Here is a 25749-nt window from a genome sequence, read left to right as displayed (position 1 = left end):
ATTGGACCGAGTCCAATCCTGCAAGCGTTGACCAACAGAAGATGGGAGAGCGCCAGTGGCGATCATTCGCCGCTGGCGACTTCGTGCTGTAAAGGGTGTCGTCGTTGGCGCAAGTCAGCGGCTGGCAGCTGATGGTCTTGCGCAGCCTCGGCATGAGCGGCTGAATTGCTCACCCAAGCCGCCGCAACTTCAACAAGCTGAGCCATACGCCCTCGTTGCCACTGTCTCCGGCCTCGTTACCCGACCGGATTCGTGCTGATGCCCTTGATGATGTTGATGAAGGCTTCGGCGGTCCAAGAGAGCGGCGTTGCGGGCATGGTGATGATGCCGTAGTCCGAGACCTTGTCCGGCAGGAAGGGCCGCATCGCGATGGCATCGCTGCGGAAGAATTCGGCGATCAGCGTCGGCACGATGGCGATACCGAGCCCCTGTGCCGCGCACGCGCACGCCGTCTCTACCGAATGGACCTCCAGGCTGCAGCGATAGGATGGCACCATGCGACGCAATTCGTGCTCGAGCTCATTGCGGTTGATCCGCTGCCGGCCGAGCAGGATGAGGTCGTTGCGCGCGAGATCGTTGACATCGATTGCCTCCTTTGCCGCCAGCGGATGGCTGGCCGGCATGACGCAGGTCGTGCCGCTGGTAAAGAGCGGCCGGGCATCGAAGGAATGGCCCTCTGCAGGCAGGCGCACAAAACCGAGATCTGCCACACGATTATGTACCATCCGCTCGATCGCGTCATAGGGACCGCTGAGGATCTCGACAGTTACGCGCGGATGATCGGCCTTGAAGCGGGCGACGATCGGCGGCAGCATGGTCGTCGAAAGGCTGTGCGGAAAGGCTACGCGCACCAGTGCCTCGCCAAAGGCACCGCTGCGCACATCGCCGATCTTGACCCTGAGTCGCGAGACGCTCTGGGCAACCTCGTCCACTTCATCAACGAGCAGGTGCGCCTCGGGCCTTGGGATCAGCCGGCCCTTGTCGCGCAGGAAAAGCTCGCGGCCGATCTCCTCTTCCAGTGAGGCGAGCTGGCGGCTGATCGCCGATTGGGACAGGCCCAGCTGGGCGGCCGCCGCCATGGTCGATCCTGTGTCCATGATCGTCTTGAAGATTTCGAGCTGCTTGAAGTTCATGGCGCGATCCTACGGATGACGGCGTCGAACACAAGCGATGACGGTGAACAAGGTTGCCACGCGACACAAAATGCATAGGCCAATGCGTTCTTCTCATAATATTGCGGATCTTTCACGCGCCGTTATCGTCTCGTCATAATTAGAAAAGGGAACGATCTTCCATGGAAATTCTCTGCCCCAGGGGGACCAAGGGTAAGCAGGAGGGCACGCCATGACGGTGTTCGTCATCCGCCGCTTCCTGCAGAGCATCGCAGTTCTGCTCGTGACCGCAGTCATCGTCTTCATCGGCATCTATGCGATCGGCGATCCGGCCGAGATGCTGATCTCGCCGGATGCAACTCAGGCAGAACGTGCCCAGGTCGTCGCCTCTCTCGGTCTGGACAAGCCGCTCTGGGAACAGTTCTTTACCTTCGCCTGGAATGCGCTGCATGGCGATCTCGGACGATCCTTCGTCTTCAACCGTCCTTCGATCGGCCTGATCTTCGAACGCCTTCCGGCGACGCTTGAGCTGACGCTGGTCGGCCTGTTCATCGCGCTTGCCATCGGCATTCCGCTCGGACTTCTCTCCGGCCTGAAGCCGAATTCGGCGACCGACGAGGTCATCATGACCGGCTCGATCTTCGGCTTTTCACTGCCGAGTTTCTGGCAGGGCATGATGCTGATCATGATCTTCTCCGTCTGGCTCGGCTGGCTGCCGTCGACGGGGCGCGGCCAGGTGGGCGGGTTTCTCGGCTTCCACTCCAGCCTATTCACGCTGGACGGGCTGAAGCATCTCATCCTGCCGGCGGTCAACCTGTCGCTCTTCAAGCTCTCGCTGGTGATTCGCCTGACGCGTACCGGCGTGCGCGAGACGATGCCGCTCGACTTCGTGAAGTTCGCCCGAGCCAAGGGACTTTCCGAGAAGCGCATTGTCTTTGTTCATGTCTTCAAGAACATCCTGATCCCGCTCATTACCGTGATCGGCCTCGAGCTCGGCAGCATGCTGGCGTTTGCAGTCGTGACCGAGACGATCTTTGCGTGGCCCGGCATCGGCAAGCTTTTGATCGACTCGATCATGCGGCTCGATCGCCCGGTGGTCGTCGCCTACCTGCTCGTCATCGTCAGCCTGTTCATCTTCATCAACTTCGTGGTCGACGTCCTCTATTCGCTTGTCGATCCGCGCGTGCGGCTCGGAGATGCGTCATGAGCGTTGTTACCCTTTTTCGCGAAGACATGCTGCTCGGCCGGCTGGCGATGGGCATCGGGCGCAGCCCGAAGGCGGTCATCGCCGCGATCGTCTGCACTATCCTTCTGTTCGCGGCGATCGTCGGTCCGTATCTGGCGCCGCAGAATCCTTACGACCTCGCCGTCCTCGATATTCTCGACGCCAAGTTGCCGCCGGGTTCTCAGAGCATGAACGGGTTGACCTATCTGCTCGGCACAGACGGCCAGGGCCGCGACATGTTCTCGGCGATGATCTACGGCCTGCGCACCAGCCTCGGTGTCGGCGTCTTCTCCGGCCTTGTGGCAATGATCGTCGGGACCGTGCTCGGCCTGGTCGCCGCCTATTTCGGCGGCCGCATCGATGCGCTGATCATGCGTGTAGTCGACCTGATGCTCGGCTTTCCGACCATTCTCGTCGCGTTGATGCTTCTGGCTCTCTTGGGGCAGGGGCTGTGGAAGGTCATCTTCGCTCTGATCCTGGTACAATGGGCGACGTTTGCCCGCGCCGTGCGAAGTGCCGCGCTCATCGAGAAGAACAAGGATTATGTCGAAGCGGCCGTGACCCTCGGCATCAGCACGCCACGCATCCTGATTGGCCATCTCCTGCCAAACTGTCTGCCGCCGCTGATCGTCATCGGCATGCTGCAGGTCGCGAATGCGATCTCGGCTGAAGCGACGCTCTCCTTCCTCGGCATCGGCCTGCCGATCACCGAACCGTCGCTTGGGCTTTTGATCGCCAATGGCTACCAGCTGCTGATGTCCGGCGAATACTGGATCAGCGTCTATCCGGGCGTGCTGCTGCTCGTCCTCGTGTTCTCGATCAACATTGTCGGCGATCGGCTGCGCGAAGTCCTCAATCCTAGACTTGGCGAGAGGTGAGCGCGATGACCCCCGTCCTCGAAGTCAGAAACCTTTCCACCCATTTCATGACCCGCCGTGGCGTGCTGAAGGCAGTGGACGATGTGAGCTTCACGGTCGGCCAGCGCGAGATCGTCGGCCTGGTCGGCGAATCCGGTTCCGGCAAGTCGATCACAGGTTTCTCGATCCTCGGACTGGTCGATCCGCCAGGCCGCGTCGTCTCCGGGCAAATCCTCTTCAACGGCGATGACCTGTTGAAGATGTCGTCGGCTGCCATGCGGACAATCCGCGGCAAGCGCATCGCGATGATCTTTCAGGATCCGATGATGACGCTGAACCCGGTGCTTTCGATCGGTACCCAGATGGTCGAAACGGTTCTCGCCCACGACAAGGTCTCGAGGGCTGAAGCGAGGCGGCGCTCCCGCGATGCGCTCGGGTTGGTCGGCATTCCCTCGCCTGAAGAGCGCCTCGATGCCTATCCGCATCAGTTCTCGGGAGGAATGCGCCAGCGCGTGGCGATCGCCATCGCGCTTCTGCACCGGCCGGACCTGATCATCGCCGACGAGCCGACCACGGCGCTCGATGTAACGATCCAGTCGCAGATACTCTTCGAGATCAAGCGGCTCGCCGCAGAGTTCGGTATGGCGCTGATCTGGATAAGCCACGACCTCGGCGTGGTGGCCGCACTCGCGGACCGCATCATGGTCATGTATGCGGGCCGGATCGTCGAGGCTGGCCAGGTGGACGGCGTGCTCTCCGAGCCGCGCCATCCCTATACCTCCGGCCTGCTCAGTGCTGTTCCGGCCGCAGTGCCGCGCGGCGAACCGCTCCGCCCGATCCCCGGCTTTGCACCGTCGCCGCTCTCGCGTCCCTCGGGCTGCGCCTTCCGGGACCGTTGCGCTCGTTCGACCGAGATCTGCGCCACCGAACCCATGCTGGAGATCGCCGCCGGCCGTGAGTTCCGCTGCTTCCACCCGCATCTATGGAGTGCCGCATGACGACCTCGCTCGTGGAAGCTCCCCTTGTGGAAGCCCTCAACGTCAGCCGACGGTTCTCGCGCAAACTCGACTATGCCGAGAAGATCGCCCGCTTCTTCGGCGCCGATCTCGAAGAGAAGACCGTGCATGCGGTCGATGGCGTCAATCTCGCCGTCTATCCAGGCGACGTCGTTGGCCTCGTCGGCGAATCCGGCTGCGGAAAATCGACGCTCGGCCGCGTCATGGCCGGCATCATGTCGGCAAGCGATGGCGAAGTGCGCTGGAAGGACAAGCCGCTGACCAGCCTGCAGGGCGAGGAAAAGCGCGCCATGCGGCTCTCCGCCCAGATGATCTTCCAGGACCCGATGTCGACGCTCAATCCGCGCAAGCGGGTGATCGACCTGATCGGCGAGGCGCCCAGGGTGCACGGCATCGCCAAGAGCAGCGAGATGCGGGACTATGTCGCCTCGCTCGCCGAACGCGTCGGTCTCGATGCCTCCTATCTCGACCGCTATCCGCACCAGTTCTCCGGCGGCCAGCGGCAGCGCATCGGGATTGCAAGGGCGCTCGCCGTGAAGCCGAAGCTGCTGGTTTGCGACGAATCCGTCGCGGCGCTCGACGTCTCGATCCAGGCGCAGATCCTCAACCTTTTCATGGACCTGAAGCGGGAGTTTGGTCTCACCTACCTCTTCATCAGCCACGACCTCGGCGTGGTGAAGCATATCTGCGACCGGGTGGTGGTCATGTATCTCGGCCGCGTGGTGGAAAGCGCCACACCCGACGAACTCTTCGACAATCCGAAACATCCCTATACCCAGGCGCTGATCCGCGAACTGCCGAGCGTCAGCGACCGCCGCCGGGTCTTCACGCCCATCAAAGGTGAAATCCCCTCACCGCTCCATCCGCCGCCGGGATGCCACTTTCACCCTCGCTGTCCGAAAGCTTTCGACCGCTGCCGCGTGGAACGGCCGGTCCTGAAGGAAAATGCGACCGGTCACGTCAGCGCTTGCCACCTGAACGACCTGCCCGCCAGTGAAACGAAAAATGCAACGGCCGAACCGGCCATCTAAGAACGAAGGGAACAACTAGATGAAGACGATGAAACTTCTGCTGGCCGGCGTTGCCGCCGCAGTGCTCGCGCTGAGCTCGGCTCAGGCCGCTGACCTTATTATCGGCAGCGCCACGGAGCCGTCCGCGATCGACCCGCAATTCTCGCGCACCGGCAACAATCAGAACATTGCCCAGTCCGTTTTCGATCGCCTGGTGCAGACGGATGCGACGATCAACATGGAGCCGGCGCTGGCTGTTTCCTGGGCGAATACCGACCCGTTGACCTGGCAGGTCAAGCTGCGCGAGGGCGTCACGTTCCATGACGGCAACCCGCTCACTGCCGAGGACGTGATCTTCTCGCTGAACCGTGCGAAGGAAATTCCGAACAGCCCGGCGCCCTTCTCGGGCAACGTGGCGGCGATCGACAGCATGAAGGCGATCGACAACCTGACGGTTGAATTCAAGACCAAGAAGCCGACGCCGGACTTCATGGAGCAGATCGGTTTCGTCTACATCGTCGAGAAGAAGGTCGCCGAAGGCGCCTCGATCGAGGATTTCAACAGCGGCAAGGCGGCGGTAGGCACCGGTGCCTACAAGTTCAAGTCCTGGACGCCGGGGGATAATCTGGTTCTGACCCGCAACGACGCCTTCTGGGGCAAGAAGCAGGACTTCGACAACGTCACGGTGAAGTTCATCTCCAACGACGCCTCGCGCGTCGCGGCTTTGCGCTCCGGTGCAGTTGACCTCATCGATGCCGTGCCGCCGGGCGATGTGAAGACCATCGAGGGCATTTCCGACCTCAAGGTCTTCTCGATCGCGTCCTCCCGCTTGATCTACCTCGCGCTCGACAGCGTCCGCGATAATAGCCCCTTCGTTACCGACAAGGACGGAGGGGCGCTCGACAAGAACCCGCTGAAGGACGTCAAGGTGCGCCAGGCGCTCTCAGAGCTCGTCAACCGCCAGCTGATCATCGACCGCCTCCTGGACGGCTCGGCGGAAGCCGCCGGCCAGCTCGTGCCGAATGGCGTTGCCGGCAACGATCCATCGATCGAGGCTCCGACCTTCAATACGGAAGAGGCCAAGAAGCTTTTGACGGAGGCCGGCTACGCGGATGGCTTCGGCATTACCATCCACACTTCCAACGACCGTTTCCCGGGTGACGCTGAAGTCGCCCAGGCACTCGGCCAGATGTTTGCCCGCGGCGGCCTGAAGGTAAACGGCGTCGTCGCCCAGCCCTATAACATCTATACCAAGGGGGCTTCGGCCGGCGAATTCTCCGCCTTCATCTTCTCGCTCGGCAACTCCACGCCGACTTCGGCGACGGGCCTGCGCAACCTGTTGATGACCGCCAACAAGGATGCCGGCACCGGTTCGTTCAATCGCACGAAGTACACCAATCCGGCCTTCGACGACGCAATGCGTGCGGCAACCGCCGAGTTCGACACCGAGAAGCGCGTGGAGATGCTGCAGAAAGCGACCGGGATGGTCTTCGCCGACGTACCGGTCATCCCGCTCTACTGGCAGAAGGTTCACTGGGCCGGCAAGGCGAACCTCACCTACGTCGCCAACATGACGGAAGACACGACCGCGACGCTGGCCGGTATTGCCAAGTGACCGACGCCGGGTAGGCGGCGTGCAAATGACATGTGCAGCCCCGTTTATCCGGGGCGGTAACAAGCCCGGGCCGTCCTGGAGTGTGGCCGGCTCGGGTCCTCCCTTGCCAATTTTTCTGAGGATACGGATATGGATACCCTGACGCCATCGCGTCTCGAGGTGATTGCCGACGACGTGGTCGTGGAGCGCGATGTGATGGTGACGATGCGTGACGGCATCAGGCTCGCGACCGACGTCTACCACCCGGCCAGGGGCGGCAAGGTGATCAAGGGCAAGCTGCCGGCGATCATGGAGCGCACGCCCTACGGCAAGGCGGAACGCTCGCGCTCGGAGATCGAGGTCGGCATGTCCGCGCCGATGAAGCGCGAGGAGGTAGCCTGCTATTTCGTGCGAGCCGGTTATGTGGTGATCTACCAGGACTGCCGCGGCCGCCACAATTCCGAAGGCAAGTTCAGCAAGTATATCTCGGAAGCTGCTGATGGTTACGATACGGCCCGCTGGCTGGTCGAACAGCCTTGGTCGAACAGCCGGTTCGGCACGATGGGTCTCTCCTACGCGGCGCATACGCAGGCAGCGCTCGCTTGCCTCAATCCGCCGGGCCTCGCCTGCATGGTCATGGACTCTGGCGGCTTTTCCAATGCCTATCAGTGTGGCATCAGGCAGGGCGGTGCCTTCGAGCTTAAGCAGGCAACGTGGGCTTATAACCAGGCGATCGGTGAGGCGGACGAATTCGCCCGCGCCGCGATCGAAGCCGAGGATATCCATGCCTGGTTCTCCGTCATGCCATGGAGCGAGGGCGTCTCGCCGGTGCGCTGGATGCCGGAATACGAGGGCTACCTGCTCGACCAGTGGCGTAGTGGCACATTCGACGAAAGCTGGCGGCGCGTCGGGCTCTATATGCAAGGTTTCTACGAGACCTTCCCGGAGGTGCCCTGCGTGCTGATGTCGAGCTGGTACGATGCCTATGTGAAGTCGACGCTCGACAATTATCGCGGTCTGTCGGGCAAGGACAGCCGCCCGCTTCAGCTCATCATGGGGCCGTGGCTGCACGGCAACCGCAACACGACACTGGCCGGCGACATCTCCTTCGGGCCGGCGGCGCCGCTCGGCGGCAATGTCACCGAGAGCTGGCTCGCGTTCCGCCGCAACTGGTTCGACCACTGGCTGAAGGGCGAGGAGAACGGCGTATCGCAGGAGCCGATTGCGCGCATTTTCGTGATGGGTGGCGGCTCGGGCGCCCGCGATGCCGAGGGCCGTCTCGAACATGGCGGCCACTGGATCAAGGCGGCCGACTGGCCTGTGCCCAGCACCGAGTATCACAACTTCTACATCCATCAGAACGGCTCCCTTTCAACCGACGGGCCGGAGGCCGATGCCGCATCCTTCATCTACGACTTCGACCCGAAGAACCCTGTGCCGACTATCGGCGGCTCGCTGACCAGCGGCCAGCCGATCTTCGAAGGCGGCGGCTTCGACCAGCGTGAGAGCGAGAAGTTTTACGGCTCGAAGCATCCCAGCCTGCCGCTTGCGGCGCGTGCCGACGTGCTTTCCTTCGAGACGGAGGTGTTGACCGAGGATGTGGCAGTCGTCGGTCCGATCACCGTCGAGCTTTACGTCTCTTCGGATGCCCCAGACACGGATTTCACCGCCAAGCTGGTCGACGTCTATCCCCCGAGCAAGGACTATCCGACCGGCTATGCGCTCAACATCACCGACGGGATCATTCGCTGCCGCTACCGGAAGTCCTTCGAAAAGCCGGAGCCGATCATGGCGGGCGAGGTGTTCAAGGTGACCATCGAACCTTTCGCGACGGCGAACCTCTTCGCAAAGGGGCACCGTATCCGGCTGGATATTTCCTCGTCCAACTTCCCGAAATACGACGTCAATCCGAACACCTACGCACCGGAAGGCCTGGGCCGCACTACCGAGGTCGCCCGCAACACCGTGTTTTGTGATGCCGCGCGTCCATCTGCGATCCGCTTGCCGATCGTCAGCGGGGAGGCGATGGTGGCCCTGAAGCCGATCGAGAAGTAACCCATGCCGCTCACCGTCGCCGTCACCGGTCAGATCCTGATCCACGACCCGCTCGACATCTCGGGGGAGGGGCCGCGTGCCGTGAAGGATTTTCTGAAGGCCGACGTCGCCTTCGCAAATCTCGAGGCCACGGTAAAGGCTGCGGGCAGCTGGCCGACCAAGACGAAGACCCTGCATCTTGCCTCGCCGGAGGCGCTTGCCTCGATACGGGAACTCGGCTTCCACGCGCTGACGCATGCCAACAACCATGCCTTCGACCTGGGTCCGCCAGGCATCGCCTCGACGCGGGTCGCAGCAGAAGCAACTGGACTAAGGCTTGTCGGCAGCGGGTCCGATATCGACGAGGCCGCCGCGCCAGCGATTGTGCGGGGATCGGGGAAGTCGCTTGCGATCTTCTCGATCGATCTCGGCCCGCAGCCGGATATCAACTATGCCTCCGACGGCCGTGCTGGAATCGCGCCGCTGCGGATGAAGCGCACCGTCACGGTTCCCCCGGCCGAGCTTGAGACGCTACAACGAATCGTCCGGACGCTGGGCGACGACAAGCGTAGTGCCTCCCGCGCCGCGGTTGGCTATGATGCCGGTGAGCGTCCGCAGCTCGAGCTGTTCGGCACGCCCGTTATATCTGGCGACGAGATCGGTGCGCGCTGGTCGGCCGATGACAAGGACATGGCACGGCTCATTGTAGGCATCGACACGGCGAAGGCCGCCGGCGATCTGGTAGTTGTCGCGATCCACGGCCATCACTGGGATTCGGATTGGAAGGAAACGCCGGGCTGGCTGCTCGATCTCTGCCGCGGACTGATCGACGACGGCGCCGACCTGATCCTCGGCACGGGTGCTCCGGTCATGCAGCCGATCGCCTTCCATCGCGGCCGGGCGATCATTCCGGGGCTGGGCAACTTTGTGTTCCACACGCGCAGGCCTGCGGCCTATGACGAAAAGGGCGTCGATGTTTGGCGCAGCGCGGCGATTAGGCTGACATTGGCTGACGACGGTATGTGCGAGCGGCTTGAGCTTCTGCCAATCTCCGTGGGCAGGCCAACAGCGCAGGGACTGCCACTCGGGCCGGTTCCATTGGCGGATGACGACGCGGAGGAGATAAGACAGCGCGCGTTCTCAGCCATCAAGGACACGCATGGCCATCTGATCAAGGTCCCACCGAAGTGGTGAACGCAGCCAGCTGATAAAGTGTTCCCCTGCGACCCACGCATGTCTTGGCGGGCAGGGTCGCCGGGTGAGCACTGCGTCCCGCTCTCAAGGATGCCAGCTGGCCTAGCCTACGCCAGTCATCATCATTCCGCCTTGCGGCAGGATTTCCGTCAGCCGCGTCCCATGAACAAAGGCGGGATCTCGATGAGTGGCTGCTTGCTTGTGCCCTGGTCGATGATGTCGAATACGGCGTTGAGCATGCTTGGCACATCCTGCCTGACCATCTCGATGTCATCACCGAGCAGCGCGACGAACGGATCCCAGTCGAAGCAGCCAACGACGGGCGGCCGGGCGTCGTAGTGGCGCGAGCGCTTGATCCAGCGCATGACGCCTTCCAGCGAGATTGTGGAGTTGACGAACATGCCGGGCGTCAGGCTGCCTTCCTTTTCGGCCAGGGCCTCCAGCGCAATCTCTGCCTTCTCCGGAGCATAGCCGCAGGTCAGGATGTGGTTCTCGCTCACCTCGAGCCCCATCTCGGCATGGGCGGCCCGGAAGCCGCGGACACGTTCCGACGTGTTGTGGTCGCCGCCGCGCCCGCCGACGAAGAGCAGCGGCTCGACTCGGCCAAGCTTGCGTTCGCAATTGGTAAGAACCCGCCGAGTGAGTTCCCGGGCGCCTGCGAAATTGTCTGAAATCACGGATGGTGCGCGAGATCCCGGCAGGTCGAGATTGAGGCTTCGAACGCCGGACGCTGCGCATATATCCGAGATGCGGTCAGGATCGGTGGCGCCGGTCGCGACCAGCCACTCGACCTGGTAGGAAAGCATGGTGCGGGCAGCCTCGATCTCGAGCTCGGGATCGCGGCGCGTGCAGGTGATGATCGGAAACAGCCCGCGTTCACGTGCCATGGTCTCGAAGGTTTCGACGATCGAGCCGAAATAGCGGTTGTCATATTTGGGGACGATCATGCCGATGATCTTCGACTTCTCCCGCCGCAGAAGGCTCGCCTGCATGTTGAGGGCATATCCCTGCTCCTCTGCCAGGCGGGTGATCCTGTCTGCCAGCTGGCTGCTGATCCGGCGCTTCTTCCAGTTGCCGTTCAAAACCGCACTGACGGCACTTGCCGAGGTGCCGGCGAGTTCGGCCAGGTCATAGATCGTCGTCTTCTTGGTCTGCCTCGTCTGCTTGTCTTGATTCACGAATGCGTGCCTCCATGCGGAACGCAGCTTGACATCATTGAACGAAAGTGGCAATTCTTGCTTCATCGATTGAGCAACGAAGCGCAATCGATGAAGTTGGTTGACTTTGGAGGGTCAACCGGGAGGCGTCCGGATAAAAATCCACCGTCATAGCCGGGGTCGACGCTTGTCGACGTCGGCCTGTGATCTACGTGTCTCGTTCCAAAGGAACGAAACCGCAGGGAGCGTGGAACGAAAACCGGAGGGCGTCTCTCAATAGGGGTTTCGCTCACTTAGGAGGAGAGAATGAACTATCGCACTATGTTGTTGGCAACGTCTGCGGTCGCCGCCATGTTTGCCGGCTCGGCCTATGCCCAAGATGCGGCAACCGTTGCATTCCTGATGCCTGACCAGGCATCCACGCGCTATGAAAAGCACGACTTTCCCGGTTTCAAGGCGGAGATGGAAAAGCTCTGCCCGAGCTGCACCGTCATCTACCAGAACGCCAATGCGGATGCTGCCCTTCAGCAGCAGCAGTTCAACTCGGTCATCGCCCAGGGCGCCAAGGTCGTGGTGCTTGACCCGGTCGATTCTGCAGCTGCCGCGGGCCTCGTTGAAATCGCCCATTCGCAGGACGTCAAGGTCATCGCCTATGACCGCCCGATCCCTGACAAGGCGGCCGACTACTACGTGTCCTTCGATAACGAGGGTATCGGCTATGCAATCGCCAAGTCGCTTGTCGATCACCTCAAGGCGGATGGTGTAGTCGACGGTTCCGGCGTGCTGCAGATCAACGGCTCCCCGACGGACGCGGCTGCAGGCCTGATCCGTGACGGCATCCACCGCGGCCTGAAGGATTCCGGCTACAAGACGCTTGCAGAATTCGACACGCCGGAATGGGCGCCGCCGAAGGCCCAGGAATGGACGGCAGGCCAGATCACCCGCTTCGGCGATCAGATCAAGGGCATAGTGGCTGCGAACGACGGCACGGGCGGCGGTGCGATCGCGGCCCTGAAGGCTGCCGGCGTCAAGCCGGTTCCGCCGGTGACCGGTAACGATGCCACCATCGCAGCGTTGCAGCTGATCATCTCTGGTGATCAGTACAACACGATCTCCAAACCCTCCGAGATCGTCGCAGCGGCTGCCGCCAAGGTCGCCGTCCAGTTGGCCAAGGGCGAGACGCCTGAGCCCAAGACGACACTCTACAACACGCCGTCCGAGCTATTCGTCCCGGCCGTCGTCACCGCAGAGAATATCAAGGCCGAAATCTTCGACAAGAAGATCCAGACCCCCGAGGAAGTTTGCACCGGCGAGTATGCCGACGGTTGCAAGAAGCTCGGCATTATCCAGTAATACCTCCCAAGGTGCCCGGTCGAGCTTTGCCTCGGCCGGGCACACCCCGATTTTCAAAGAAGGCGGTCAGCCATGATCCGAGAAGTGAGTCCCATGCCGGAGAAGGGCGGTCTTATTCTGCGGCTAAGCGGTATTTCCAAGCATTTCGGGGCGGTGTCGGCGCTCACCGACATCGAACTCGAAGTTCATGCGGGCGAAGTGGTGGCTTTGGTCGGCGACAATGGTGCGGGAAAGTCAACCCTGATCAAGGTACTTGCGGGCGTCCACCAGCCGTCCTCGGGCTCGATCGAGTACTGCGGCCAGCATGTCGCCCTCGACAGCCCAAGCCGGGCACTTGAGCTTGGCATCGCGACCGTATTCCAGGATCTGGCGCTCTGCGAGAATCTCGACGTCGTGGCCAATCTCTTCCTGGGGCATGAGGTATCGCCGTGGAACCTCGATGAGGTGGCGATGGAAGTACGCGCCTGGACGCTGCTCAGGGAACTCGCTGCGCGCATACCCTCCGTGCGGCAACCGATCGCCTCTCTTTCCGGCGGGCAGCGCCAGACGGTCGCGATTGCGCGATCATTGCTGCTCGACCCGAAGATCATCATGCTTGATGAGCCGACAGCCGCCCTTGGCGTTGCCCAGACGGCCGAGGTTCTCAACCTCATCGAGCGCGTTCGCGAGCGCGGCCTCGGCGTCATCATCATCAGCCATAACATGGAGGACGTGCGTGCCGTCGCAGACCGGATCGTGGTCCTTCGACTTGGCCGCAACAACGGTGTCTTCAGACCGGATGCCTCCAACCAGGAACTCGTCGCGGCCATTACCGGCGCGACCGAGAATGCCGTATCGCGTCGACTTGATCGCAAGGCGAGCCAGAGCAACGATTTGAGCGGGAGCACCCCATGAGCCCGAAAATGTCCAAGGATACGGCGAACCCATCGCAGGGCCAGGCTCTCGATCGCAGCGATGAGCGCGTGAAGCACGATGAAGGTGTGGTCGACATGCTGCGCGCATTTGCTGATCGCATCCGCTCCGGCGATCTCGGGATGTTGCCGGTCGCCGTCGGCCTGATCGTCATTTCGACCGTCTTCAGCATTCTCAATCCGATCTTCCTCGCGCCGAACAATCTGGTCAACCTGTTGTTCGATTGTGCCACGGTCGGCATCATATCGCTGGGCATCGTTTGCGTGCTGCTGCTCGGCGAGATCGATCTCTCCGTCGGCTCGATGAGCGGTCTGGCTTCGGCCATCATCGGCGTGCTCTGGGTCAATTCAGGCTGGCCGATCATCGGCGCTATCTTTGCCGCTCTGGTCACGGGCGCGGTGGTCGGCGCACTTTATGCCGTGTTGTATAACCGTCTCGGCATGCCGAGCTTCGTTGCGACACTTGCTGGACTGCTCGCCCTTCTAGGCCTGCAGCTCTACATTCTCGGCCCGACCGGCAGCATCAATCTGCCATATGCCTCGCCGCTGGTGCGTTTCGGCCAGATCATGGTCATGCCGGATTGGGCCTCGTATCTGCTGGCTCTGCTGCCTGGCGTCATCATGGTCGTCGTTGGCTTTGCCACGCGCAAGCGTCGCCAGGCCGTCAATCTCTCGTCGCAGCCGCTTGGCGCCCTCGTGATCAAGGCCGTGGTGTTGACGGCCGCACTGGAATTCGCGGCCTATTATCTCAATCTCGGCCGCGGCGTGCCGTGGATGTTCGGCCTGCTCGTGGCCTTGGCCGTCATCCTCAACTATGCGCTGACCAGGACCAAGTGGGGCCGCTCGGTATTTGCCGTCGGCGGCAATCGCGAAGCCGCACGCCGATCCGGTATAAATGTGCGTCGGATTTACCTGAGCGCTTTCATGCTATGCTCTACGCTTGCGACGCTCGGCGGCATCCTTTCCGCAGCCCGACTGGCTTCGTCGAGTCAGCAGGCGGGTACCGGTGACGTCAACCTCAACGCTATCGCGGCCGCCGTCATCGGTGGGACCAGCCTGTTCGGCGGCAGGGGCAGCGCCTACTCGGCGTTGCTCGGCATTATCGTCATCCAGGCGATCTCGAACGGCCTCACGCTTCTCAATCTCAGCTCGTCCTTGCGCTACATGATCACGGGCGCGGTTCTGGCGATCGCCGTCATCGTCGACTCGCTTGCCCGCCGGTCCCGTGTCAGCCACGGGCGCGCCTAGAGCACGTTACAGGGAGAAATATGTCATGGCTGAACTCATGAAAGGCAAGGTTGCCGCCATCACTGGTGCGGCCTCGGGCATCGGGCTCGAATGCGCGCGTACGCTGCTTGCGGAAGGCGCCACCGTTGTTCTGATCGACCGCGCCAAGGACAAGCTTGAAGCGCTTTGCCGGGAACTTGGCGATCGCGCCAAGCCGCTTGTGGTCGACCTGCTCGCTCCGGAGGAGGTCTCCGGGATGCTGCCGCGCATCCTGGAACTGGCCGGCGGACTCGATATCTTTCACGCCAACGCAGGCGCTTACATCGGCGGCGCTGTCGCCGAAGGTAACCCGGATGCCTGGGACCGCATGCTCAATCTCAACATCAATGCGGCCTTCCGCTCGGTTCATGCCGTCCTGCCCCACATGATCGCGCAGAAGTCGGGCGACATCCTTTTCACCAGTTCCATCGCCGGTGTCGTCCCCGTGGTTTGGGAGCCGATCTATACCGCGTCGAAATTTGCCGTGCAGGCATTCGTTCATTCGACACGCCGCCAGGTTGCCCAATACGGGGTGCGTGTCGGCGCAGTCCTGCCGGGACCCGTGGTAACGGCACTGCTCGATGACTGGCCGAAGGCCAAGATGGAGGAAGCGCTTGCAAATGGCAGCCTGATGCAGCCGAAGGAAGTGGCAGATGCTGTTCTGTTCATGCTATCGCGGCCACGCAACGTCACGGTCCGCGACCTCGTGATCTTGCCGAACAGCGTCGATCTGTGACGCTGGTAGCTTCAGCCGCCGGTAGGCCTGCCAAGACTTAGGAAGAGCCAGAGACCATGAACACTACACCGAGCACGGCGGCGCCGAAGGTCGCCGCCCACGTCATTGGCGTCGATGTCGGCACCGGAAGCGCACGTGCCGGCTTGTTCGACCTCGATGGTCGCATGCTTGCCGTCGCCAAACGCGACATCTCGATATTCCGCGAGCCAGGCGCGATGGTCGAGCAATCCAGCACGGAGATCTGGGACGTGGTCTGCACCGTCGTGCGTGAGGTCGTGTTGGCCGCAGGTGTTGATCCTGTTTCCGTCGTCGGCCTCGGATTCGACGCGACATGCTCCCTCGTTGTCTTGGGCGAGGGCGGGATGCCGCTCGCCGTAGGCTCCTCCGAGGATCCTGGTCGCGACATCATCGTCTGGATGGATCACCGCGCCGTCGCTCAGGCGGAACGTATCAACACGCTCGGTCATGACGTCCTGAAATATGTCGGAGGCCGTATCTCGCCAGAAATGGAAACGCCGAAGCTGCTGTGGCTGAAGGAGAACCGCCCGCAGGTATTCGCCGCCGCCTGGCAGTTCTTCGATCTCGCCGATTTTCTTACGTGGCGGGCGAGCGGCTCGCTTGCTCGTTCCACCTGCACGGTCACCTGCAAATGGACCTTTCTCGCCCATGAACGGCGCTGGGATCCGAGCTATTTTCACAAGATCGGTTTGGGCGAACTCGCAGAAGAGAATTTTTCGCGGATAGGGACGGATGTTGCCGATCCGGGCACGCCCCTTGGAAACGGACTGACCAAGGCAGCAGCAGAGGCCATGGGGCTGAAGCCCGGAACCGCGGTAGCGGCGGGGATGATCGACGCCCATGCGGGCGGCATCGGAACCGTTGGCATCGGCGGCCGGCCGGAAACCAATCTTGCCTATGTCTTCGGAACGTCATCCTGCACCATGACCTCCACGTTCGGGCCAGTTTTCGTTCCGGGAGTGTGGGGTCCATACTATTCCGCCATGGTACCCGGCATGTGGCTGAACGAAGGTGGACAGAGCGCAGCCGGTGCCGCGATCGACCATCTTCTCTCATTCCATCCCGCTTCGGCCGAGGCGGCCGCCCGGGCGGCGGAGCGACGCATACCCGTGCCGGTCGTGCTTGCCGATGCCGCCGCTGAGAAGGCTGGAGATATGTCCGAGGTCGTGCGGCTGGCGTCAGGTCTGCATGTGGTTCCCGAGTTTCTCGGCAATCGCGCACCATTTGCCGACCCGCAGGCGCGCGCGGTCATTGCCGGCCTCGGAATGGAACGGGATTTCGACAGTCTCGTCGCACTCTACGTGGCCGGCCTCTGCGGTATCGGCTACGGCCTCAGGCAGATCATCGAAGTCCAGGCGAATGCCGGGGCGAATGTGGATCGCGTGGTCATCAGTGGCGGAGCCGGACAGCATGACCTTGTTCGCCAGGTTCTCGCCGATGCCTGCGGCAAACCTGTCGTGGCACCCAGTTCGGAAGAGCCGGTTCTGCTTGGCTCTGCAATACTTGGCGCGATGGCCGCAGGCGCATTTGCCAATGCTCTTGACGCGATGGCCAGCCTGTCCAACAGCGCCGGCGTTCACACTCCGGCGGGGGGAGCGGTGTCGGAGATCCACGCCAAGCGCTACAAGGCTTTCACCGACCTTCAAAATGCCTGTCGCGCCATGCGCGATTTTTAGCCAGCTGCCTCGCATCCAGGCACGAAGGTGGCAGACAAGGCAGGGAGATCGCCTAGATCGCCTGTTGCCTCGGCCTCTTCTTATGCCCGGATTTCAAACCGGACTCTATCAGCGCAGCTGCATTTTCAAGAGCAGCTCTCGGGGACTTGTTTCCGGCAAGCGCATCGTGGATCTCGGCGCCCAGCACCTTTTCGATCGTGGTGTATTGCGGAATATTGGGGCGCTGCCATGTGTGGAGAAGGTTCTTCTTGGCCAGCTGATCGACGAACCGCACGATTGGCGAGCTCGCCGCCGCTTCCGGATCGGCGCTGACCGAAAAACGGGGCGCGACCGGAAATCCATTCTTCACATGGGCCTTCATCGCCTCGCGCGATGCCATCCAGGCAATGGCGTCGGCAGCGAGTTCAACGCGTTCGTCGGGAAGATTCGTGGGAATACAAAAGAGAAAGCCGCCGATCGGCGAAGCTCTCGTGCCGCCCGGCCCGGAGGGTTGGGGCAGGTATTCCACGCGCCGCTTCACGACAGACTGGACGTCATATTCGAAGCGGGCCGTCCTCATGGTCCAGAAATAGCCAAGGCTCGCGTGGCCTTTGAGGAATATTTCGAGCGTCCGGTCCCAGGCCATCTCGAGGATGTTGGGCGGCGATATTTCCAGGAGCCTCCGCATGAAGTCCAATGCTGCTAAGCCTGCCTCCGACATGATCGTACAGCTCAGCTCGTCCGGATCGACACCATCGAGCGTGAAACCCGACCGGGTCTTCCGGAGCGAAATTGCCGGCTGACCGCAGGCACCCAGGAAGAACAGAAAGCTCGACGCGATCGGCATGCCTCGCGCCCCGTCCCAGACCGCCCCGAACATTCCGTTCTCGGGTGCATGAAATCGCCTGCCGGTGGCGATCACGTCGTCGAAGGTCTTTGGGAATGGCAAGTCCGCATCGCCAAAGAGATCTTTTCGCGCCGCCAGGATCCCGATCGTGCAGTAGCCCGGCACGCCGTAGTCCTTTCCCTCCCATGTGGCCGTGGACCAGATGGATGGGTGGAAGTCGAGGGGGTTGATGCCGGTCTTTTGAATATAGGTATCGATGGGTCGAACGATGCCGCTCTCCGCGAATTCCCCGAGCCACGGCATGTTGATGGCGATGACATCGTAATCCGAGACCGGCTTGCTGCCGTTCTCGCGCGCACGCCGATAGAGATCGGGCAAGGGCAGAAGATCGAAGTTCTTGCGGGAGGCAAGGTTGTTGCGGAAGTCCGCCCACATGTTGCGCATGGCGGAGAAGTAATTGTCGTCGTTCAGCAGGAATCGCAATTCGACGTGCGACTCCGCCCGCTTCTGCAGCAGGCGCATGGGTGGGATGATCTGGGACCCGAGTGGCGTCCCCCCGAAATAATACTCGTCCTCCTCTTCGCCCGCGCGCAGGCCCAGCGTTTGCGCCAGCAGCGACTTCGTCTTGCGCGCATATGTCTGGAAGGAGGTCAGTAGACGATCGCTCGGCTGCAGCGCGAAGCTCTTTCCTGTCGTTCCCTTGGCGATCCGCTGGATGTAGCCTGTGTCGATCAGCCGGTTAATCAGCCGCATCGACGTTGCGTAGGGCAGGCCGGATTCCTGCCCGAGCGTCGAGATGGAAACGCTCTGGCTCAGAATGTGCGATCTTATGAGGTACGTCACGATCCTCCAGATCGCATCGTCGTCGGAGATCTCCACGACCTCCCTGAAGGGGCGGCGCGTCTTCTCCAGGAAGTCGATCACGCGCAGCATCTCGTATTCGTTCACGTCGGTCTCCTCGCCGTCGCGCATCCATTCAGAACGAATTTAGACAGGAAAACGCAAGATTGAAGAGTGTATTCAGACCGCCTTGAGATTTTGCTGCGGACGGTCTTCGCGTGGCGAAAGACCCGCCAGCCTTTCGTATTGTTCGAACAGGACAAAGAAATCCTTGTCGGCGAGCCCATCCGTATAGGCGGCTTCGTATTGCTGCCGGATCATGGAGGCCAGATACATCGGTACATGGTCTGACTTTGCCGCTGCGAGAATGAGGTCGAAATCCTTCATCATTTGCGAGACGGAGAAGGCCGGGTCGAAGTTGCGGTTGACCAACAGGTCGCGTTTATACGCGATCAACGGGGACGCTACGGCGCTTTCGCAGATGACGCTCAGCATCGTCTCGACGGAGAGATTGCCCTTCAGTCCGAGCGTCAGCGCCTCGCCCAGGAGGGCAGCGGTAGCGCCGACCAGCGCGTTGAGGACAAGCTTCAGATAGCGAGCCTCTTCCCCCTGCCCGAGATAGAACTGCCGTGAGGCGAAGCATGACAGCATCGGCTCGACCTTGCGATAGGCATCATCAGGCCCTGACACCATCACCGAGAGGTTCCCGGAGGAGGCTGTGATCGTGCTGCCCGATACCGGCGCACGAAGATAGGCGACACCGCGCGCGCCTAGCGCAGCACTCACCTCTGCCGATATTTCGGGCGATACCGTGCTCATTTCCATGAGGATCTGGCCGGGTCTCAGGGCATCCGCCAGGGCGCCCTTGGCAAGCACCAGATCGCGAAGGACGGCATCGTTCGGAATCGTCAACACCACGACATCGGAGGCGGTCGCGAGATCCTCCAGCGAATGGGCGACATTGGCGCCTTCCGCGACAATCGTTGCGCGGTTCTCCGGCAATGGTTCAAATACGGATAGCGCGTAACCGGCATCCAGTACACGCCGGCTCATGGGAGCCCCCATCTTGCCTATGCCGGCCCATCCGACCCTCAATGTTTCACTCATCCTGGACCTCCCTTCCGTGCCAGGGATTGCCCTGACGTGAAGCTATCAATGCTGCTTTTCTCGAGGAGGCGTGCGCGATCACACGGTCTTGTTCCGCCGATGCTGAGCGCGTGTCACTCCCCCACAGCTTCAGTATGGCGAGGCGGAAATAGAATGCGCGCTCTAAAATATCCATTTTGGATAATTATAGGTTTGTGAGAGATGTGGTTCATCCCTTAGCTTTCTCTTCGGATCGCACGGCGGTTCCTAAGGGAGGAATACAGGCCGTCAACAGAGAGACATACCCTGAGGCGTTGATCGTTTCGGGATGGATACTTTGTTGCATCGCGGTTTGACTAAGATACAGGAGGAGGATTGATCATGAAAACCAAAGTTATCGGTATATTTACTTCGCTCGCTTTGCTGTCGAGCACCGCATCTGCGTTCGCCGACACCTATGCCGGTGTTCCGCGAACCTTCCTTTTTAACCCATCGCTCGATGTTTGCTTCAAGGATACTTCGCAATACAAGAAGGACGGCCCCTATGTGATCGGCTTCTCCAATGCCGGCCTTGGCGACAGCTGGCGCGTCGTCATGCTGCACTCGATGGAAAAGGCCGCCTTCGAGCACAAGGACCAGATCAAGCAGTTGCTGATCACTGACGCAGGCCATGACGATGCAAAGCAGGTCTCCGACATCCAGGACCTCATCTCGCGCGGCGTCGATCTCCTCGTTGTCAGCGCCAATACTGAACAGGCCGTCGATCCGGCCGTCTCGCGCGCCATGGAGCGCGGCATTCCCGTCGTCATGGTCGACCGTCGCGTCTCTTCCGACAATTTCGTGACCTTCGTCACGGCATCGGACGCGATGATGGGGCGCCTCTTTGCGCAGTGGATCGTCGAAAAGCTGCATGGCAAGGGCAACATCGTGATCCTTGGCGGCCAGGCCGGATCCAGCCCCAACGAACTACGCGTGAAAGCCGCCATGCAGGTCTTGAACCAGTATCCGGATATCAAAATCCTGGACACCGTCTATTCCGACTGGAGCCCGGTCAAGGGTAAGCAGGTCATGCAGGCGGTGATCTCGAAATACGGCAAGGACATCAACGCCGTGCTCTCCACGCATGGCCTGCAGACGCCAGGCTCGATCGAAGCCTTCCTAGAAGCCGGCTTCAAGCCCGGTGAGATCCCGCCGCATACGACATCCGATGTCAACGGACCGCTTCAGATGGCCCTGAAATACAAGGTGCCGATGCTTGAGGTCGGATATCCCCCGGCCATGGGCGGCACCGCCATCGATGTGGCGCTCAAGGTGCTCGCCGGCGCGCAAGTTCCCTGTACCTATGAGATCAACGCGCAGATCGCCACCACGGACGGGGACGAGACGCCCTCGATCCACCCGGACCTTCAGATCAAGGACATGGTGCTTCCGAACGCGCCGGCCGACATGCTGGTCACCGGCGGCATGGGTCCGGACTACAACCCGACGACCTTCAAGATCGCTTACCCGCAATAACCTCCCAGGCGTTCGGCGGGGCGAAAATGCCCCCGTCGATTTTTCCAGAGTCTCGCGAGGATCAGGCAATGTTGTCACTCGACGGAATATCCAAGTCGTTCCCAGGCGTCCGCGCCTTGACGGACATGCAGCTCGACGTCCGCGCCGGAGAGATACACGCTCTTGTCGGAGAGAACGGCGCGGGCAAGTCGACGCTCACGCGCATTATCGCCGGAGTGCATCAGCCGGACAGCGGGGTCATCAGGTTCGACGGAAAAGAGATGCGCTGGGCGAAGCCGCGAGACGCGAAGGAAGGCGGCATCCACGTCATCTATCAGGAGTTCGTGCTCTTTCCGCATCTGACCGTCGCCGAGAATATCTTCATCGGGCATGAACGCAGAAACCGCCTCGGGCTGATCGACCACCGCAAGACGGCCAAGGATGCGCAGGAGCTTCTTGCCAGGTTCGGACTGCAGATCGATCCGAAGGCGCTCGTCAAAGACCTTTCCGTCGCCGACCAGCAGATGGTGGAGATCGCCAAGGCGCTGGTCCACGACGTCAAGCTGCTCATTCTTGATGAACCGACTGCCGTGATATCCGGGCACGAGGTCGATGTTCTCTTCCGGCGTCTTCGCGGGCTGCGCGACGCAGGCGTTGCCATCATCTACATCTCCCATCGCCTCGAGGAGATCTTCGCGCTCTGCGATCGGGTGACGGTCCTCAAGGATGGAAAATACGTGGCGACGCGCGACGTCTCCGCGGTCAATCGTGATCAGCTCATCGCCCTTATGGTTGGACGATCGTTGTCCGAGCTGTTTCCGCAGCGCCGGCCGGCGACCGAGCGCCCTGTCGTGCTCGAGACGCGGGATCTCAGCGTTCCGGGCCATGTAAGGTCCGCGTCAATCGTCCTTAGAGCCGGCGAGATCACTGGCCTCGCCGGGATGGTCGGATCCGGCCGGTCGGAACTCGCCTTCGGGATATTCGGCGCTCTGCAGAAGTCCGGCGGGCAGATCTTCGTGGATGGCAGGGAGATTGCCTCCATGACACCGGCGCGCGCGATTGCTGAGGGTGTCGGCCTGGTGACCGAGGATCGGAAGGGGCAGGGCCTCGCAATGCTTCTCGATATCGCAGCAAACGTTACGGCATCGACCTTGCCTAGCGTGACGCGCATGGGCCTCATCGACCGGAAGATGGAGGGCGACATCGCCCGCGCGGAGATCGAGAACTACAGGATTGCATGTCGCGGCCCGTCGACGGCCGTCTCGTTGATGTCCGGCGGCAACCAGCAGAAGGTGATTGTCGCCCGCTGGGCGAGGACCAGCACGAGAGTGCTGATCCTCGACGAGCCGACCCGTGGCGTCGATGTCGGTGCCAAGGCCGAAATCTATCGCATCATGCAGGATCTCGCGAACCGCGGGATTGCTATCCTGATGATCTCATCGGAACTGCCCGAGATCGTCGGCATGTCGGATCGTGTCATCGTCATGCGCGAGGGGGCGATCACCGGCGAACTACTCGCTCACGAGATCAACGAAGAAGCTGTCGTTGGCCTTGCGACGCATCACGCGGCCGCTTGAGGAGATCGTCATGAGCACTATCGCATCCACCAGCCTTCGCTTTTTCAGCGGCCCGCGCGCCGGCCTGGCCGTGGTCGTCGGGCTGCTTGTCCTGCTGTTCCTGATCGGTCTTGGGGTTTCCGACCGCTTCGCCACCGCAAACAACATCCTCAACGTCTATGAGCAATCGACGGGGCTCGCGCTCGTCAGCCTCGGCCAGACGCTGACGGTACTGACTGGAGGCATCGACCTTTCCGTAGGCTCGATCATCAGCCTTGCCTCGATGCTCACGTCCGGCCTGATCAATGGCGATCAGAGCATGGTTATCCCGGTCGTCGCAGGCGTTCTTCTGCTCGGTGCCGTGATTGGTGCGGTCAATGGCGGCGTCATCATCCTCACCGGCGTGCACCCCTTGATAGTCACGCTGGGTACCGGCGCCGTCCTTCAAGGCATCGCGCTGCTCTACGGTCTCGGCCCCGTCGGCAAGGTGCCGCTGAACTTCGATTATTTCGCCTACGGCCGTCTTGCCGGCGGACTGTCGGTCGGCGCGACGTTTGTCCTCTTTCTCTTTGTCGTGACTGCTCTCCTGCTGCGGAACACCAGAAGCGGTCGCTATGTGTATGCTGTCGGCGACGACCCGCAGGCTGCAGTGCTGATGGGCCTGCCGAAGACGGGCGTCATCGTCGGCGTCTACTCGCTGTCAGGCCTGTTTGCCGCCCTGACTGCCGTCTATCTCGTCAGCCGCTTCGGCGTGGGCCAGCCCTATACCGGCGCCAACTATACGCTGTCGTCCATCACCCCGGTCGTGGTCGGCGGAACATTGCTGGCTGGCGGGCGAGGGGGCGTCATGGGAACGCTGCTTGGCGTCTATCTGGTCTCGCTGCTGAACAATCTCCTCAACTTCCTCGACGTCTCGACGCACTTCCAGCTCGTTGCGCAGGGGCTGGTGATCATCGCGGCGGTTTCTGTCTACGTTGAAAAGCGGAGGGTCGCATGATGAACGTTGCGGATGTCAACGAGAGTGCCGCGATGGCGCGCACAGCGTCGAACATCAGTGTTCTTGCCATCGCCAAGTCCTACGGAATCTTCATCTTCCTGGTGCTTGCGATCGTCGCGGCGACCATCGCGAGCCCGGCTTTCATCAGCGGGGCCAATGTCTCCAACATGCTGATGCAGCTTGCACCGCTGGGCATCGTGGTGATCGGCCAGACATTCGTCATTCTCGTGCGTGGGCTGGATCTCTCCGTCGCCTCGGTAATGGCGACGGCTGCAGTCATTGCCACCAGCTTCAGCGGCCTGGACGGCGACGCGCCGCTGGTGATCCTTTGCTGCATCCTGATGGGAGCGGCAACGGGAATGGCGAACGGCCTGCTTGTAACCAAACGCAACGTCTCGCCCTTCCTGGCCACGCTCGCCACGATGATCGTGCTGCAGGGGCTGCGCTTTGCCTGGACGCAAGGGGCGCCCTCGGGCAACGTGCCGCCCGTTTTCCGCGCGCTCGGCGCCGGCACGTTTTGGGGCGTTCCCTATAATCTTGTTGTCATGGTGGCCGCGGCCGCCGTCTTTGCGCTCCTCCTGCACCGCGCCGCGTTCGGCCGCCGCGTCTACATTACCGGCGGCAACCCGATCACGGCGCGCCTTGTCGGCATCTCCGCCGATCGCATCATCATCCTCTGTTACGTCATCTGCGGCGTGCTGGCCGCAATCGCCGGTCTGGTGCTCTCGGGATTCGTCGGTGTCGTCGACAATTTCGTCGGCCGCGGCTTCGAGCTGGACTCGATCGTTGCGGCTGTCATGGGCGGTGTCGCGCTCTCCGGCGGGCGAGGTTCGGTCATCGGCGCACTCGCGGGCGCAGCGATCCTGGTGGTGCTGTCCAACGCGGTGGTGATGGTCGGCATGCCGGTGCAGCTTCAGATCATCGTCAAGGGCATCGTGATCATTGTCGCCGCGAGCCTCTATGTTCGCACCGTTCGCTAAAATTGGAGGAGGATGTTCATGGGAAAGTCCGAAGTGAACAAAGTTGTCATCGTTACAGGCTCCGGCCGCGGGATAGGCGCGGCAATAGCGGCCGACCTTGCGGACAAGGGCGCAAAGGTCGTCATCGCCGACATCAATCTGGATGCTGCCGGCACGCTTGCAGCGAAGATCAAGGCTGCCGGTGGCGAGGCGATTGCGGCCGGTGTCGACGTGTCCGAGCGCGCCAGCGTGAAGGCGTTGATCGACAAGACGGTTCGGCAATATGGCCGTCTGGACGTCATGTTCAACAATGCCGGTATCAGCCAGACCTGCCCGTTTCTCGACGTCACGGAGGACGATTTCAACCGGATCATGAAGATCAATGGGTTGGGCGTGCTGATCGGAACGCAGGAGGCTGCCAGGCAGATGATTGCCCAGGGCGATGGCGGCAAGATCATCAACACCGCGTCGATCGCGGGCAAGCAGGGATACCCGCTGTTTGCACATTATTGCGCGTCTAAATTTGCCGTCGTCGCCATCACGCAGGCGGCGGCCCGGGCACTCGCGGAGCACAGGATCACCGTCAACTGCTTCGGCCCCGGCGTGGTTGCGACGGAACTCTGGCAGCAGCTCGACCGTGAGTTCATGGAGCATGGGCTTACGTCCAAGCCGGAGCAGGCGATCAACGAATTTTCGCAGTCGATCCTTCTCGGGCGGGTCTCCGTACCGAAGGACATCACCGGCGTCACGACGTTCCTGGCGTCCGAGGCATCGGACTACATCACCGGCCAGACCGTCATGGTGGATGGCGGTATGGTGCTTATCTAGAGCG

General features: G+C 61.7%; 21 protein-coding genes. 17 read left to right on the top strand and 4 right to left on the bottom strand.

Translation table 11 applies throughout. From position 1 onward, the window contains the following. Positions 1-236: 236 nt before the first annotated feature. Positions 237-1133: a LysR family transcriptional regulator gene (locus EV286_RS17505; protein ID WP_132958420.1), complete on the bottom strand. Its 897-nt coding sequence runs from the start codon at positions 1131-1133 to the stop codon at positions 237-239. A gap of 211 nt (positions 1134-1344) precedes the next feature. On the opposite strand from EV286_RS17505, the gene EV286_RS17500 reads away from it, so the two are divergent. The 7 genes from EV286_RS17500 (at position 1345) to EV286_RS17470 (ending at position 10042) form a co-directional block, all read left to right on the top strand. Beyond that, entirely contained in the window at positions 1345-2319 is a 975-nt protein-coding gene (locus EV286_RS17500; RefSeq protein ID WP_132958419.1) for an ABC transporter permease, read from the top strand. Then, the gene (locus EV286_RS17495; protein WP_132958418.1) at positions 2316-3215 is read left to right on the top strand and encodes an ABC transporter permease; all 900 of its coding nucleotides are present in this window, start codon (positions 2316-2318) and stop codon (positions 3213-3215) included. The genes EV286_RS17500 and EV286_RS17495 overlap by 4 nt, the downstream gene beginning before the upstream one ends. A 5-nt stretch (positions 3216-3220) precedes the next feature. Beyond that, positions 3221-4192, top strand: coding sequence for an ABC transporter ATP-binding protein (locus EV286_RS17490; RefSeq protein WP_132958417.1), 972 nt, complete (start codon positions 3221-3223; stop codon positions 4190-4192). Further along, positions 4189-5241, top strand: a complete 1053-nt coding sequence (locus EV286_RS17485; protein WP_132958416.1) for an ABC transporter ATP-binding protein — start codon at positions 4189-4191, stop codon at positions 5239-5241. Before EV286_RS17490 ends, EV286_RS17485 begins: the two co-directional genes overlap by 4 nt. 19 nt (positions 5242-5260) lie before the next feature. Next, positions 5261-6835 carry an ABC transporter substrate-binding protein gene (locus EV286_RS17480; protein ID WP_132958415.1) on the top strand — a complete coding sequence of 525 codons (1575 nt, stop codon included), beginning with the start codon at positions 5261-5263 and terminating at the stop codon, positions 6833-6835. Positions 6836-6964: 129 nt separating this feature from the next. Then, on the top strand, positions 6965-8869 hold the full coding sequence (locus tag EV286_RS17475) for a CocE/NonD family hydrolase (protein WP_245500742.1): 1905 nt from the start codon (positions 6965-6967) through the stop codon (positions 8867-8869). A 3-nt stretch (positions 8870-8872) separates the two neighbouring features. Continuing rightward, the gene (locus tag EV286_RS17470) at positions 8873-10042 is read left to right on the top strand and encodes a CapA family protein (protein ID WP_132958414.1); all 1170 of its coding nucleotides are present in this window, start codon (positions 8873-8875) and stop codon (positions 10040-10042) included. A gap of 149 nt (positions 10043-10191) precedes the next feature. Here EV286_RS17470 and EV286_RS17465 read toward each other — a convergent pair whose 3' ends face one another. Further along, positions 10192-11220, bottom strand: a complete 1029-nt coding sequence (locus tag EV286_RS17465) for a LacI family DNA-binding transcriptional regulator (protein ID WP_245500741.1) — start codon at positions 11218-11220, stop codon at positions 10192-10194. Positions 11221-11505: 285 nt separating this feature from the next. Here EV286_RS17465 and EV286_RS17460 point away from each other — a divergent pair, with 285 nt between their 5' ends. From EV286_RS17460 to EV286_RS17440, 5 genes are all read left to right on the top strand, one after another. Further along, on the top strand, positions 11506-12552 hold the full coding sequence (locus EV286_RS17460) for a sugar ABC transporter substrate-binding protein (RefSeq protein ID WP_132958412.1): 1047 nt from the start codon (positions 11506-11508) through the stop codon (positions 12550-12552). Positions 12553-12624: 72 nt separating this feature from the next. Further along, entirely contained in the window at positions 12625-13446 is an 822-nt protein-coding gene (locus EV286_RS17455; RefSeq protein ID WP_165932872.1) for an ATP-binding cassette domain-containing protein, read from the top strand. Further along, entirely contained in the window at positions 13443-14711 is a 1269-nt protein-coding gene (locus EV286_RS17450; protein ID WP_132958410.1) for a sugar ABC transporter permease, read from the top strand. Before EV286_RS17455 ends, EV286_RS17450 begins: the two co-directional genes overlap by 4 nt. A gap of 25 nt (positions 14712-14736) precedes the next feature. After that, a complete protein-coding gene (locus EV286_RS17445) occupies positions 14737-15465 on the top strand; it encodes an SDR family oxidoreductase (protein ID WP_132958409.1) in 729 nt (242 codons plus the stop codon). Positions 15466-15521: 56 nt separating this feature from the next. Beyond that, positions 15522-17159: an FGGY-family carbohydrate kinase gene (locus EV286_RS17440; RefSeq protein ID WP_132958408.1), complete on the top strand. Its 1638-nt coding sequence runs from the start codon at positions 15522-15524 to the stop codon at positions 17157-17159. Positions 17160-17211: 52 nt separating this feature from the next. On the opposite strand, the gene EV286_RS17435 is transcribed toward EV286_RS17440, so the two are convergent. Together EV286_RS17435 and EV286_RS17430 are read right to left on the bottom strand one after the other, a co-directional pair. Next, positions 17212-18933, bottom strand: a complete 1722-nt coding sequence (locus EV286_RS17435) for an extracellular solute-binding protein (RefSeq protein ID WP_165932871.1) — start codon at positions 18931-18933, stop codon at positions 17212-17214. A 72-nt stretch (positions 18934-19005) separates the two neighbouring features. After that, positions 19006-19932, bottom strand: a complete 927-nt coding sequence (locus EV286_RS17430) for an NAD(P)-dependent oxidoreductase (RefSeq protein WP_132958406.1) — start codon at positions 19930-19932, stop codon at positions 19006-19008. A 360-nt stretch (positions 19933-20292) separates the two neighbouring features. Here EV286_RS17430 and EV286_RS17425 point away from each other — a divergent pair, with 360 nt between their 5' ends. The 5 genes from EV286_RS17425 to EV286_RS17405 all read left to right on the top strand — a co-directional run bounded on the left by EV286_RS17425 (position 20293) and on the right by EV286_RS17405 (position 25745). After that, a complete protein-coding gene (locus tag EV286_RS17425) occupies positions 20293-21426 on the top strand; it encodes an ABC transporter substrate-binding protein (protein ID WP_132958405.1) in 1134 nt (377 codons plus the stop codon). A gap of 68 nt (positions 21427-21494) precedes the next feature. Continuing rightward, positions 21495-22982 carry a sugar ABC transporter ATP-binding protein gene (locus EV286_RS17420; protein ID WP_132958404.1) on the top strand — a complete coding sequence of 496 codons (1488 nt, stop codon included), beginning with the start codon at positions 21495-21497 and terminating at the stop codon, positions 22980-22982. Between the two features lie 10 nt (positions 22983-22992). After that, a complete protein-coding gene (locus EV286_RS17415; protein WP_132958403.1) occupies positions 22993-23958 on the top strand; it encodes an ABC transporter permease in 966 nt (321 codons plus the stop codon). Further along, complete coding sequence (locus EV286_RS17410) at positions 23955-24938, top strand: ABC transporter permease (protein ID WP_245500740.1); 984 nt, start codon at positions 23955-23957, stop codon at positions 24936-24938. Before EV286_RS17415 ends, EV286_RS17410 begins: the two co-directional genes overlap by 4 nt. An 18-nt stretch (positions 24939-24956) precedes the next feature. Then, positions 24957-25745 (top strand): glucose 1-dehydrogenase, encoded by a 789-nt coding sequence (locus tag EV286_RS17405; protein ID WP_132958402.1) that lies wholly within the window; start codon positions 24957-24959, stop codon positions 25743-25745. The last annotated feature ends 4 nt before the right edge of the window (positions 25746-25749 follow it).

Source organism: Rhizobium sp. BK251 (genome assembly GCF_004345245.1).
Lineage (GTDB): Bacteria > Pseudomonadota > Alphaproteobacteria > Rhizobiales > Rhizobiaceae > Rhizobium.
This window is presented reverse-complemented; position numbering and strand designations above follow the sequence as displayed.

Coding starts and splice junctions, on each gene's coding strand:
- EV286_RS17505 (WP_132958420.1), bottom strand. CDS start 1,133: ATGAACTTCAAGCAGCTCGAAATCTTCAAGACGATCATGGACACAGGA.
- EV286_RS17500 (WP_132958419.1), top strand. CDS start 1,345: ATGACGGTGTTCGTCATCCGCCGCTTCCTGCAGAGCATCGCAGTTCTG.
- EV286_RS17495 (WP_132958418.1), top strand. CDS start 2,316: ATGAGCGTTGTTACCCTTTTTCGCGAAGACATGCTGCTCGGCCGGCTG.
- EV286_RS17490 (WP_132958417.1), top strand. CDS start 3,221: ATGACCCCCGTCCTCGAAGTCAGAAACCTTTCCACCCATTTCATGACC.
- EV286_RS17485 (WP_132958416.1), top strand. CDS start 4,189: ATGACGACCTCGCTCGTGGAAGCTCCCCTTGTGGAAGCCCTCAACGTC.
- EV286_RS17480 (WP_132958415.1), top strand. CDS start 5,261: ATGAAGACGATGAAACTTCTGCTGGCCGGCGTTGCCGCCGCAGTGCTC.
- EV286_RS17475 (WP_245500742.1), top strand. CDS start 6,965: ATGGATACCCTGACGCCATCGCGTCTCGAGGTGATTGCCGACGACGTG.
- EV286_RS17470 (WP_132958414.1), top strand. CDS start 8,873: ATGCCGCTCACCGTCGCCGTCACCGGTCAGATCCTGATCCACGACCCG.
- EV286_RS17460 (WP_132958412.1), top strand. CDS start 11,506: ATGAACTATCGCACTATGTTGTTGGCAACGTCTGCGGTCGCCGCCATG.
- EV286_RS17455 (WP_165932872.1), top strand. CDS start 12,625: ATGATCCGAGAAGTGAGTCCCATGCCGGAGAAGGGCGGTCTTATTCTG.
- EV286_RS17450 (WP_132958410.1), top strand. CDS start 13,443: ATGAGCCCGAAAATGTCCAAGGATACGGCGAACCCATCGCAGGGCCAG.
- EV286_RS17445 (WP_132958409.1), top strand. CDS start 14,737: ATGGCTGAACTCATGAAAGGCAAGGTTGCCGCCATCACTGGTGCGGCC.
- EV286_RS17440 (WP_132958408.1), top strand. CDS start 15,522: ATGAACACTACACCGAGCACGGCGGCGCCGAAGGTCGCCGCCCACGTC.
- EV286_RS17430 (WP_132958406.1), bottom strand. CDS start 19,932: ATGAGTGAAACATTGAGGGTCGGATGGGCCGGCATAGGCAAGATGGGG.
- EV286_RS17425 (WP_132958405.1), top strand. CDS start 20,293: ATGAAAACCAAAGTTATCGGTATATTTACTTCGCTCGCTTTGCTGTCG.
- EV286_RS17420 (WP_132958404.1), top strand. CDS start 21,495: ATGTTGTCACTCGACGGAATATCCAAGTCGTTCCCAGGCGTCCGCGCC.
- EV286_RS17415 (WP_132958403.1), top strand. CDS start 22,993: ATGAGCACTATCGCATCCACCAGCCTTCGCTTTTTCAGCGGCCCGCGC.
- EV286_RS17410 (WP_245500740.1), top strand. CDS start 23,955: ATGATGAACGTTGCGGATGTCAACGAGAGTGCCGCGATGGCGCGCACA.
- EV286_RS17405 (WP_132958402.1), top strand. CDS start 24,957: ATGGGAAAGTCCGAAGTGAACAAAGTTGTCATCGTTACAGGCTCCGGC.